The sequence below is a fragment of the Allobosea sp. 01N443 genome, assembly GCF_056399325.1.
Window position 1 is genome coordinate 30206 of sequence record NZ_JBFTRC010000090.1, and the last position, 11555, is coordinate 41760.

Here is an 11555-nt window from a genome sequence, read left to right on the forward strand (position 1 = left end):
AGCGTGCTCAGGCGGCCGCGAGCTCGGCCTCGATGAAGTCCCTGACCTCGTCCGCCGCGACGCCCGGCGCGATGAAGCTCTTGCCGATGCCGCGCGCCAGGATGAAGGTCAGCACGCCGCGCTTGACCTTCTTGTCCTGGGTCATCGCGGCAACGATCTCCTCCGTGCTGCCGGCCCCGCCCGGCACCTGCTGCAATCGGCTCGGCAGGCCGACGGCATCGAGATGCGCCGCGACCCGCCCTGCATCCTGTCCGGAACAAAGGCCGAGCCGCTGCGAGAAGCGGAAGGCGAGCGCAAGACCGATCGCCACCGCCTCGCCATGCACCAGCCGGTTCGCGTCATAGCCGGTTAGGCGCTCCAGCGCGTGAGCGAAGGTGTGGCCGAGATTGAGCAAGGCGCGGTCCCCCTCCTCGCGTTCGTCCCGTGCCACGATCGCCGCCTTGGCGCGGCAGGACACGGCGACAGCATGATCGCGCTCGGGTCCGCCTGCAATGATGCGGCTCCAGTTGACTTCGCACCAGTCGAAGAAATTCGGGTCGCCGATCAACCCGTATTTCACAACCTCGGCATAGCCAGCCTTGAACTCCCGCTCGCTCAGCGTATCGAGCAGCGCCGTGTCGGCAATGACCAGGGCTGGCTGGTGGAAGGCGCCGATCAGGTTCTTGCCATGCGAGGAGTTGATCCCTGTCTTGCCGCCGACCGAGGAATCGACCTGCGACAGCAACGTCGTCGGGATCTGCACGAAGCGCACGCCGCGCCTGAGCACGGCCGCCGCGAAACCGGTCAGGTCGCCGACCACACCGCCGCCAAAGGCGATGACGAGATCGTTGCGCTCGATCTTCGCAGCGAGCAGCGCGTCGCAAAGCGCCGCGAACCGAGCATAGGATTTCGATGCCTCGCCGGGCGGGATCTCGATCCGCGTGGTCGCGACGCCGGCCTGTTGGAGGCAGGTTTCGAAGGCGGGCGCATGCAGGCCGGCGACATGCTCGTCGGTGACCAGCGCCGCCTTGGCGCCAGGCGCGAAGCTGGCGATCAGGCTCGCCGCCTCGCAAAGCTGGTGGCGGCCGATATGGATGTCGTAGCTGCGCCCTTCGAGCGCAACGGGAACCACGATCCGCGCGCCGGACTTCTCGTTCGCAGGTTTGATCATGTCTTCGCTCTCAGCAGCTCAAAGGCTCTCAAGGGAACGCAAATGGCGATCGAGCGCGACTATCGCCTCCTCGACGACGACCTCATGGGGGTCATCGCGCGAGGTCACCGTTACATCAGCCAGAGCATAGACCGGTTCGCGCTCCGCCAGCATCCGCCGCATCGTCGCTTCAGGGTCGGCAGTCTGCAGCAGGGGCCGGTTGGAGCGCTTGCGCACCCGGCGCATCAGCACATCGGCATCCGCCTTGAGCCAGATCGAGATGCCGAGTTCGATGATGCGCTCCCGCGTTTCCGCGTTCATGAAGGCGCCGCCCCCGGTCGCGAGCACCAGCGGCGCGCGTGTCGCCAGAACCCGGCTGATGACGCGTCTCTCGCCGTCACGGAACTCGGTTTCGCCGCGCTGCGCGAAAATCTCGGGAATCGTCATGCCGGCCGCAGTTTCGATTTCGACGTCGGCGTCGACGAAAGCCAGGCCGAGCCGCGTTGCCAGCCGCCGCCCCACGGAACTCTTGCCCGAGCCCATCATGCCGACAAGCACGACTGCGCGCTTCCCGAGCAGACTGCGCAACTCGGAATTGTCCARGTTCTCGATGGGGTCGGCTATTGTCATCGCGGCATTTCCTCGCAGCCGGTCTAGCATGAGCCGTCAGCCGACGTCATGCCCTCACGACGCTGATGAACCGGTCTGCACTTGCGCGAACCGCCAGGCATCGGGAATAACCGGATAGTCCTGAATCGGGGCAAGGTTCCAGGAGACATCCGGCCCGTGCCGACCCTCTTCAGATTCATCGCCTTTCTCGCCATCGTCGGCGGGCTGATCTTCGCCGGAATGATCGCGCTGGTCACCTTCGTCCAGCCCGAGCAGCGCGAGATGGTCGAGATCGTGCCACCGTCCAAGCTGCAGCAGCGATGAGCCGGCTGGCGCGCAGCCGGATCACGGCCTTTCTCGACATGCTCGCGGCGGAGCGCGGCGCGGCGAAGAACACGCTCGAGGCCTATGAGCGCGACCTCGACGACTATACCGGCTTCATCGCCGGCCGCGGCGACCTCGGCTCCATCGGCGCCCAGGACATCCGGGACTGGCTCGCCGATCTTGCAGCCCGTGGATTGAAGGCGTCATCGACGGCGCGCCGGCTTTCCGCGGTGCGCCAGTTCCATCGCTTCCTCTATACGGAAGGGCTGACGGGCGCCGACCCCTCCGCCGCGATCGACGGACCAAGGCAGGGCCGGCCGCTGCCCAAGGTCATTTCCGTCGCCGATGTCGATCGCCTGATCGAGACGGCGCGGCTCCTCAGCGAACGCGATGGTCTTACCCCGGCGGCACGGCTGAAGGCCCTGCGCATGCGCTGCCTGATCGAGATGCTCTACGCCACGGGCCTGCGCGTGTCCGAACTGWTGGCGTTGCCGCTCTCAGCGGCAACGACGCGCGAGCGCTTCCTTGTCGTGCGCGGCAAGGGCAACAAGGACCGGCTGGTGSCGCTGAACGACGCTGCCCGCGAGGCCGCACGCAGCTATCTGGAGGCCCTGCGCCAGGCTGGAAGCGCGGACGGCCGCTGGCTCTTCCCGTCCGACGGCGAGAGTGGGCATCTGACGCGCCAGGCCTTTGGCCGCGACCTCAAGATGCTGGCCGGGGCAGCCGGCTTATCCGCGGCGCTGAGCCCGCACGTGCTGCGCCACGCCTTCGCCAGCCATCTGCTGCAGAACGGTGCGGATCTTCGCGTCGTGCAGGAACTGCTCGGCCATGCCGATATCGCCACGACCCAGATCTACACCCATGTCCTCGACGAGCGCCTGAAGAGCATGGTGCGCGACCTGCACCCCCTGGCCGACGAGAGCTGATCGCCAGGCCCCGGGAAGACCGGAATTGCGAGGCCGCCCCGATCAGCGCGGGCCTTCTGCAAGGGCGAGCGTGCCGAGGCGGGCGGCGACGGCCCTTGCCGCCATTTCGAGATCTCGGGGCCCTGAGCGGTGATCGAAAGTGCGCCAGGTCAGGGCGCTCTGGATCGGCGGCAGATCAATCTCGATGAACTCGACGCCAGGATGGGCGAAGTAGTTCCGGGCTCGCGAGGTCAAGGTCATGACGCATTGGCCGGCTGCGACCGCGACCAGCCCTTCTCGCACCGTCGCGATCTCGGGACCGTCGGCGATGGCCTGCCCCGACGGGGTCACACGCGGAAAATGATAGTTGCACCACTCGTCGGACGCTGCGCCGGCGGGCAATCGGACCATTCGCTCGTATTGCAGCTCTTCTGGATCCACCAGCTTGTTGGCCGCCAGGCGGTGTCCGCTCGGCACAACGAGCGTGCGTGCATCCTGGAAGAGAATGGCGCCTCGCGTCAGGCTGTGTGTCGCAAGCGGCAGCCGCGCCAGCGCCACGTCGACCTTGCCGTCCAGGACCGCCGATCCCTGGTTCAGATAGTTGAGCTCGACGAAGCGGAGCGAGATGTCGGGACGAGAGCGCGCGAATTCCGCAACCACCGCCGATGTGAGCTCGTAGAATCCACCGCCGAGATAGCCGACGAGCAATTCCGTCTGCTGGCCCTGAGCGCGTTTGCGCGCATCGCCAAGCGCCGCCCTGAGAGCATTGACCGGCGGTTCGAGATCCTTCAGCAGAGCTTGCCCGAGAGCTGTGAGCGATACGCGCCGGCTCGTCCGCTCAAACAGCCGACCTCCGAGATGGCTCTCGAGAGATTTGATCGACTCCGATACGACGGATTGCTTCACGCCCAGTGCTTCGGCGGCCTGGCCGAAGTGCAGCCGGTGAGCCACGGCCAGGAAGCAATCGAGTTTGCGGAGATCCATGGCGCCTGATCAATCGGGAATACCGATTGATAAAGTTGTTTTGCGGCGTTGATCAAGAGGCACCATTCGCCAAAACCTCTTGAAAATACATCCGCTCCCGCAGCCAGCGCCAAGGCGGATCAGGAGGACAGGCGAATGGACGTTTCAACCACCCCCGTGGAATTTCGCGCCGGTGAGGATGTCATTCGCGGCTCCTTCCATCTGCCGTCGACGAGCGGACCGCTTCCCGCCGTTGCCCTCGGACACGGCTGGGGAATGGTCGCGGGCGGTGATCTCGAGGACTATGCCCGCATCATTGCGGCACAGGGCATCGCCTGCCTGACCTTCGATTATCGGCGGCTCGGCAAGAGCTCCGGACTGCCCCGCCAGGAGATCGATCCCGCCTGGCAGCAGGAGGACTATAGGACTGCGGTCACCTATCTTTGTTCGCGCCCCGACGTCGACGTGCAGCGCATCGGGATCTGGGGAACCAGCTACAGCGGAGGCCATGTCCTCGTAGTCGGTGCCACCGATCGCCGGGTGAAATGCGTCGTGAGCCAGGTTCCGACGATCAGCGGCTACCTGTCCGGCCTGCGGAAGGTCCATCCGCGCCACGCCGAGACGCTCCAGCGCTTTTTCGCGGATGACCGGTTGGCGCGCCTGAACGGACAACCGCCAGGCACGATGCGCGAGGTCGGGCAGGATGAAGGGCCGGACGTCGCCTATCCCGGCGCGGAATCATACGACTACATGATCGGACAGGCCGCGCGCTGCCCCGAATGGCGCAACGAAGTGACCATCCGATCTCTCGAACTCGCGCGCAGCTACGAGCCAGGTCAATGGGTGTCGCGGATCGGGCCCGCAGCGCTCCTGATGATCGTTGCCGACAACGACCTTCAGACGCCGACCGATCTTCAACTCGACGCCTTCACCCAGGCGCGCGAGCCCAAGGAATTGCTGCTGCTCCAGGGCGGCCATTACTCCGCCTACCAGCAGCATTTCGAGACGACGAGCAGCGCGGCAGCGCGCTGGTTCTCGACCCATCTCTAAACAGAACGGCCAAAGAGCCACCAGGGAGGAATTCATGTCAGCCGATATTCTGGCGGGCGGCGAGGCCGCGCGTCCGCACGATCGTGTCGCTAGGAGCAAATCGCTCCAGTCGCTCCGAGCCGCCGCCGTCGGGAATCTGCTCGAGTGGTTCGACTGGACGCTCTATGGCACCTTCGCCGTCTATCTCGCAGCCAACTTCTTCGAGAAGACGGACTCCACATCCGCGCTGCTCTCGACGCTCGCCGTCTTTGCGGTTGGTTTCGTTGCGAGACCGATCGGCGGCATCATCTTTGGGCGCTTCGGCGATCGGATCGGCCGCAAGAACACCCTGATCGTGACGATGTCGACGATGGCTGCGGCCAGCCTGATGATCGCCCTCATCCCCTCCTACGCGAGCATCGGAATCTGGGCGTCGGCGCTGTTGCTGATCGCACGCCTGCTGCAGGGCCTGGCGCATGGCGGAGAGTCCGGCGTCTCCTATGCCTATGTTGCAGAGATCGCTCCCGCCGAAAGGCGCGGCCTTTGGGCAAGCAGCGTCTTCATCAGCGTGACGCTCGGCGTCATGGCGGCGACCCTCCTCGGTATCGTGCTGACGTCGCTATTCTCGCCGGCGGACATGATGGCCTATGGCTGGCGTCTCGGCTTCGCCTTCGGTGGTATCCTCGGTCTGTTCGCGCTCTACATGCGCCGCGCCGCGCATGAGTCCCCGGTCTATGACGCGGACGAAGCCACACCTGCGGTTGTCGCGCCGATGAATGGCCGCGACAAACTCCAGATCCTGCTGAAGGTGGTCTTCTTCTCGGCCGGCTCCAATGTCGCCTACTACACCTGGGTGACCTTCGCTCCGAGCTTTGCGATCTCCGCGCGCGGAATGGATGCCCGCGGAGCCCTCATCGCGAGCCTGCTCGCTCAACTCGTCGTTCTCTGTCTGCTGCCCTTGTTCGGGCACCTCGCAGACAAGGTCGGCCGCAAGCCGATGGTGTTCATCTATGGGCTCGGACTGATCCTGGCTCCGATCCCGGTCGCAGCGATTCTGACAAACGAGCCCTGGACCCTCTTCCTCTCTCAAGGCATCGGCCTGGCCGTCTGGGCGATCATCGCCTCGATCTACCCGACCCTGATCGCAGAGCAGATCCCGACCCAGCAGCGGGCGCTCGGAGTCGGCTTCCTGTCGTCGCTTTCGGTCGCGATTTTCGGAGGCACGGCCCCTTATCTCAACGCCTGGCTGAGCTCGATCGGACTGTCCTGGGTGTTCTCGCTCTACATCATGGTCCTCGGCGCCCTCGCCGTCATCGCCGCCATCATGATCCGCGAAACCCGCGGCGTCCCCCTCAGCCAGATCCGCAGCGGTCGCTGACCAACCGGGCCGCACAGCGTGCGGCCCATTCTTCCAGGAACGGGAACCATGCAGGATTGCCAGAAGGCCCATCGGGGCAAGATCGCCGTCGTGACCGGCGCGAGCGGCGGCATTGGAGCAGCCATCTGCGCGAAGCTGAATGCCGAAGGCGCCAGGGTCGTTGCGCTCGACCGCCAGGACGGACCAGGGTCGGCCGGCATCGATCGCCGGATCGTCGACATCGCGAATACGGCCGCCCTGCAGGATACCGTCGCGCAGATCGCAGCCGATCACGGCCGCATCGACATCTGGGTGAACAACGCGGGCTTCCTGGAACGCCAGGCCGCACTCGACATCACGGTCGATGACTGGAGCAAGTCGATCGACGTCAATCTGACGGCGGCATTCTTCGGGGCACAGGCCGCTGCGCGGGTCATGAAGGACGGCGGCGGTGGTTCGATCGTCAACCTCTCAAGCTATGCCGGCCTGAAGGCCCGGCCCAACTGCGCTCATTATGCTGCTGCCAAGGCCGCAATCGCGCATCTGACGTCCTGTCTCGCGATCGAGTGGGGCCCCCTGAACATTCGCGTCAACGCCATCGCCCCCGGCTATATCGAGACCCCGATGAGCGCATGGATGCATGCCGATCCCGAGCAGAAGGCGATCTATCTTGGTCGGACGCCACTCGGACGCATGGGGCAGCCGACAGAGATCGCGGATTCCGTGAGCTTCCTCGCTTCCGATGCCGCCGGCTACATCACCGGCCACGTTCTGGGTGTCGACGGAGGCATCGGCAGGTCATGAGTTCGTCCTTCTGGCAGGATCGGGTCTTCGTCGTCACCGGTGGGGCAAGGGGGCAAGGCGCTGCCGAGGTGTCCCGCCTTCTTGCGGCCGGCGCGAAGGTCGTGGTCGCCGACGTGCTTGGCCCCGACGACCCGCATTGGTCAGTGCTCGGCGACACAGCGGACAGGCTGAGTGTCGTCACGGCCGACATATCGCGGGAGGAATCCTGGGCCGAGATCCTCGCCGCAGCCGGCACACTCGGAGGCTCGCTCTCGGGGCTGGTCAACAACGCCGGCATCACGCTGCGCAAGACCGTTACGGAGACCACGCATGACGAGTGGCTGGCCGTGCTGAACGTCAACCTCAATGCCGCCTTCCTGGGTATCCGGCACCTGGCGCCGCACATGGCCGACGGCGGGTCGATCGTGAACGTGTCTTCCACGGCTGGCCTCACCGGCTATTTCAGCGCCGCCTACACCGCCAGCAAATGGGGGCTGCGCGGTCTCGCGAAGGCGGCTGCCATCGAACTGGCGGCTCGGGGAATTCGGGTGAACACGATCTGCCCGGGGCTGGTCGATACCCCGATGATCAATCAGCCCAACGGAGGCTACGACGCTCAGCGCGCAACCGCCTTCTTCGAAGGGAACCGGATGATGACGCCACTCGCGCGTGGTGCCGACCCGGACGAGATCGCCGGCGCGGTGATGTTCCTGCTCGGACCCGATAGCCGCTTCATCACCGGCACGGATCTCGCCGTCGATGGTGGCATGATCGGCGCCGGTATCTACACGAAGATCGGGCGCGACGTCGGGACTGTACAGCCCGCGTAGCCACGACCGCGGCGCGCACCAGTAATCGCGAAGGGCAGAATCTCCCTGTGTCATGCGACGTTGACGAGCATAGAAAACAATCACCGACGCCTGGTCACAAACCAGCGACGGATCGGTCAGGACGGTGCCGATCGCGCCGCCCTGCCGCCATGGCCGATCAATTTGCCGTGTAGACCAGCTCGCGCTCCGCCTTGGGCGGAAGGAACTGGCGCGAAAAGATCTCTTCGGGCTTCGGCTTGCGGGCGAGCTGATAGCCCTCGGCAATGATGTCGATGGCGCGCGCCATGCGGTCGTCCTTGGTGTCGCCGACACCGATTTCCTTCATTTCCGGCGAGACGATCAGCTCGCTGAAGGAGTATTGCAGCCGCTTCTTCTCGACAGCCTCGTTGACGAGATTGTCGAAATTCATCACGCCCTTCATGCCGAGGGCCTGGTCCTTAGCGATCTCGATCATGGCCTTGTTGGTCGCACGAACGAGCCCTGCCACCGCCTTGGGGTTATCCTTCAGCAGCTTCTGCGAGACCATCAGCCCGTTGGAATAGAGGTCGAGCCCGTAATCCCCGAAGCTCAGCCAGTTGAAATCCTTGTCGGGATCCTGCCGGTTGAGAAGCAGGTTGAAGTAGCCGGTGATGTTGAAGACGAGCGCGCCGTCGACATCGCCCTTGATCAGCAGCCCGAACCCTCGCCCTGGTCGATCACGACGTTCAAGCCCTCTGCCTTGTAGTAGCCCTTGTCACGGGCGACGAAGAACACCGCATCGGAGCCCTGGGTCTTCCAGCCCAGCGTGAACTTGAGCGTCGTCTCCTGCGCCATGGCGGAGTTGGCCAGTGCAAGGCCTGCGAACAGCGTCGCGGTCAACGTCTTGAGCATCCTCATGTCCCCTCTGGTTGATACGAATTGGATCAGGCGGCAGCGAAGTCGTTCTTGCGATTGGCCCAGCCGGTGACACGCATCTCGATCAGCGAGAACGCGGCGTAGAGCGCGACTCCCAGGCCGGCGAGGATGAAGAGCCCGGCAAAGACCAGCGGCACGTTGAAATTCGACGAGGCGCTCATCATCACGTTGCCGATGCCGCGATTGGAGGCGACGGTTTCCGCCAGCACGGTGCCGACGAAGGCATAGGTGATCGCGACCTTCAGCGAGGCGAAGAAGAACGGCATCGTCCGCGGCAGGCCGACATTCCACAGGATGTCGAGCTTGCTGGCGCCGAGCGCCTTCAGCACGTCCTCCATTTCCGGCTCGGTGGTGGCAAGCCCGGTCGCAATATTGACGGCGATCGGGAAGAAGCACATCGCGAGCGAGGTCAGCACGGCCGGGACTGTGYCGGAGCCGAACCAGAGCACGAAGATCGGCACGACCGCGACCTTGGGGATCGAGGAGAAGYCGATCAGTAGCGGATAGACCGTGTCATAGGCCGTGCGCGACACCCCGATCGTCGCACCAAGGAAGACCCCGAGCAGGACGCCGAGGACGAAGCCGGCCATCGTCGTCGCCAGCGTCTGCAGGATATGGGGCCAGAGAACAGGGAAGCGCGCGAGAAGCGTAGCGAAGACCTGGCTTGGCCGCGGCAGGATCAGGTCCGACACGCCCGCGAGCAGGCAGAACAGCTCCCAGGACGCGAAGAAGAGCGCGATCAGCGCCGCTGCCCAGAACTTGCGCTTGAACTCGCTCATCTCATGCACCGTCCTGGCTTGCCGGCGCCGAGCGGGCATCAACAATGAAGTCACGCAAGCGCTGGTTCAGCGCCACGAAATCCGGCTCGAAGCTCATGGCGATGGTGCGCGGGCGTGCAAACGCAACCTCGCTGTCGTCGAGGATGCGGCCGGGCCGCGCGCTCATCACGCAGATGCGGCTCGCCAGGAATCCGGCCTCGCGCAGATCATGCGTCACCAGCAGCACGGTCGGACGGTGAGCCAGCCAAAGATCCTGCAGGATCGCCCAAAGTTCCTCGCGCGTGAACTGATCGAGAGCGCCAAAGGGCTCATCGAGCAGCAGCATGCGCGGCTCATGGATCAACGCTCGGCAAAGATTGGCCCGCTGAAGCATGCCGCCTGAGAGTTGCCAGGGATATTTGCTGGCAAATCCCTGCAATCCGACTTGCGCCAGCAATGCATGCGCCTTGTCGCGGAAAGCAGCGCGTTTCTCCCGCCGATAACGCGAGCGGAAAGGCTGGACGATCTTCAAGGGCAACATGACGTTCTGTTCGATCGTCAGCCAGGGCAACATGGTCGGGTTCTGGAATGCCATCCCGATCCTGAGCGCCTTCGCCGCAACCTCGCGGCCACCCACGATGACGACGCCCGTCGTCGGCTGCACGAGCCCGCTGACGAGCTTCAGGATCGTCGACTTGCCGCAACCCGACGGGCCGACCAGCGCGAGGAACTCACCGTCCTGGATACGCAGGGTCGTCTCCGCCAAGGCGGGAACGGCGTTTGCGCCCCGCCCGAAGGTGACGCTCGTCTGCGACAGTTCGATCGCCGAGCCCGGCCGTGTCATGGTGCCCTGTGCCATGATCGCATCAGGAGCCGAGACGATAGGGAGTGTGGCTATCGCGAGGTTCATTCCCAAAAGTGCATGCAATCATGATGCCATCTTGTATTCTATCCGGCGGCTCCCGATCCGAGCAGATTGCAGAGTTTGGAACCGAGGCGCTAAGAGGGGTGGCTTCACACGCGGACACGGGACATGGCGCGCGACAAGGCCGAAGACAGCCCATCGGACAAGGTCGGAACGATCTGCCGGGCGTTGCGGCGTGCGATCATCGAGCAGGCGCTCGAGCCTGGCGCCAAACTGCCGGAGGATGCGCTCGGGGAACGCTTTGGCGTGAGCCGCACGATCGCGCGCCACGCGCTCGGCCAGCTCGCGGCCGAGGGCCTGGTGGAATTACGCCGCAACCGCATCGCCGTCGTCGCCACCCCGAGCTGGCAAGAGGCGCGCGACACCTTCGATATTCGGATCCAGCTCGAGCGCCTCGTCGTGCGCCAGCTCGCAGGCAGGTTGAGCAAGGCCCAGCTCACGGCGCTACGCGCTCATATCGATCAGGAAGACGCGGCACGCGGTGGGCCCGACGCGGTCTCGATCCGGCTCGCCACCGAATTCCACATCCTTCTCGCCACCATGACGGAAAGCGCGATCATGATCCGCTATGTCAGCGAGATCGCCTATCGCTGTTGCCTGACGCTATCGCTGTTCAGCCGCCCGCATTCCTCGGAATGCGCAATCAATGAGCATCGCCTGCTCATCGATGCGCTTGAAAGCGGCGATGCGGAGAAGGTGATGAGCTTGATGCATCACCACCTCGATTCGGTGGCGGAGCGGGCCCTCGTCGCGCAGGCCAAGCCGCGCGGCCGCGACATCATGGATATCCTGGCGCCCTATGCTGACGCGCCGGTCACGCGATCCACCGTCCGCAAGCGGCGCCTGGACGCAGCGGAATAGCGCTGCCCGCGGCGATGCCGTGCGGCTGCAGGATCGAGGCAACATTCTCGTTCCAGACATCCCGGCGACAGCGGGCCCCCGAGCCAGGGGCCTGGCTCGGGGGCCCGTGACCCCCACGGGTTCATGGCGACGCCTGACTATCTCGCCTCCTCTCGCGCCTTCCCCTCCTCGCCGCAGCCATGGCTCAA

12 protein-coding genes and 1 pseudogene are annotated in these 11555 nt (G+C 64.9%); 7 read left to right on the top strand and 6 right to left on the bottom strand.

Going from position 1 to position 11555, the window contains the following annotated elements:
* Positions 1–7 precede the first annotated feature (7 nt).
* Positions 8–1150: a 3-dehydroquinate synthase gene (gene aroB / locus AC1DRP_RS20960; protein ID WP_441505718.1), complete on the bottom strand. Its 1143-nt coding sequence runs from the start codon at positions 1148–1150 to the stop codon at positions 8–10.
* A gap of 18 nt (positions 1151–1168) precedes the next feature.
* A complete protein-coding gene (locus AC1DRP_RS20965) occupies positions 1169–1759 on the bottom strand; it encodes a shikimate kinase (RefSeq protein ID WP_441492513.1) in 591 nt (196 codons plus the stop codon).
* Between the two features lie 156 nt (positions 1760–1915).
* Here AC1DRP_RS20965 and AC1DRP_RS20970 point away from each other — a divergent pair, with 156 nt between their 5' ends.
* On the top strand, positions 1916–2062 hold the full coding sequence (locus AC1DRP_RS20970) for a histidine kinase (RefSeq protein ID WP_441492512.1): 147 nt from the start codon (positions 1916–1918) through the stop codon (positions 2060–2062).
* On the top strand, positions 2059–2988 hold the full coding sequence (locus AC1DRP_RS20975) for a site-specific tyrosine recombinase XerD (RefSeq protein WP_476769439.1): 930 nt from the start codon (positions 2059–2061) through the stop codon (positions 2986–2988). Before AC1DRP_RS20970 ends, AC1DRP_RS20975 begins: the two co-directional genes overlap by 4 nt.
* A gap of 42 nt (positions 2989–3030) precedes the next feature.
* Here the strand turns inward: AC1DRP_RS20975 and AC1DRP_RS20980 are convergent, their stop codons facing one another.
* A complete protein-coding gene (locus tag AC1DRP_RS20980) occupies positions 3031–3951 on the bottom strand; it encodes a LysR family transcriptional regulator (protein WP_441505720.1) in 921 nt (306 codons plus the stop codon).
* A 48-nt stretch (positions 3952–3999) separates the two neighbouring features.
* On the opposite strand from AC1DRP_RS20980, the gene AC1DRP_RS20985 reads away from it, so the two are divergent.
* From AC1DRP_RS20985 to AC1DRP_RS21000, 4 genes are read left to right on the top strand one after another with little or no spacing between them, the layout of a single operon-like run.
* The gene (locus tag AC1DRP_RS20985) at positions 4000–4980 is read left to right on the top strand and encodes an alpha/beta hydrolase (RefSeq protein ID WP_441505721.1); all 981 of its coding nucleotides are present in this window, start codon (positions 4000–4002) and stop codon (positions 4978–4980) included.
* Positions 4981–5014: 34 nt separating this feature from the next.
* Entirely contained in the window at positions 5015–6337 is a 1323-nt protein-coding gene (locus tag AC1DRP_RS20990; RefSeq protein ID WP_441505722.1) for an MFS transporter, read from the top strand.
* A gap of 48 nt (positions 6338–6385) precedes the next feature.
* Entirely contained in the window at positions 6386–7120 is a 735-nt protein-coding gene (locus tag AC1DRP_RS20995; RefSeq protein ID WP_441505723.1) for an SDR family NAD(P)-dependent oxidoreductase, read from the top strand.
* Positions 7117–7929: an SDR family NAD(P)-dependent oxidoreductase gene (locus tag AC1DRP_RS21000; protein ID WP_441505724.1), complete on the top strand. Its 813-nt coding sequence runs from the start codon at positions 7117–7119 to the stop codon at positions 7927–7929. Before AC1DRP_RS20995 ends, AC1DRP_RS21000 begins: the two co-directional genes overlap by 4 nt.
* A 157-nt stretch (positions 7930–8086) precedes the next feature.
* Here the strand turns inward: AC1DRP_RS21000 and AC1DRP_RS21005 are convergent.
* The 3 genes and pseudogenes from AC1DRP_RS21005 to AC1DRP_RS21015 form a co-directional block, all read right to left on the bottom strand.
* Positions 8087–8799 (bottom strand): annotated as a pseudogene (locus tag AC1DRP_RS21005) (ABC transporter substrate-binding protein).
* 32 nt (positions 8800–8831) lie between these two features.
* Positions 8832–9602: an ABC transporter permease gene (locus tag AC1DRP_RS21010; RefSeq protein ID WP_476769440.1), complete on the bottom strand. Its 771-nt coding sequence runs from the start codon at positions 9600–9602 to the stop codon at positions 8832–8834.
* A 1-nt stretch (position 9603) separates the two neighbouring features.
* Positions 9604–10440, bottom strand: coding sequence for an ABC transporter ATP-binding protein (locus AC1DRP_RS21015; protein ID WP_441505727.1), 837 nt, complete (start codon positions 10438–10440; stop codon positions 9604–9606).
* 174 nt (positions 10441–10614) lie between these two features.
* On the opposite strand from AC1DRP_RS21015, the gene AC1DRP_RS21020 reads away from it, so the two are divergent.
* Positions 10615–11367, top strand: coding sequence for a GntR family transcriptional regulator (locus AC1DRP_RS21020; RefSeq protein WP_441505728.1), 753 nt, complete (start codon positions 10615–10617; stop codon positions 11365–11367).
* Positions 11368–11555 lie beyond the last annotated feature (188 nt).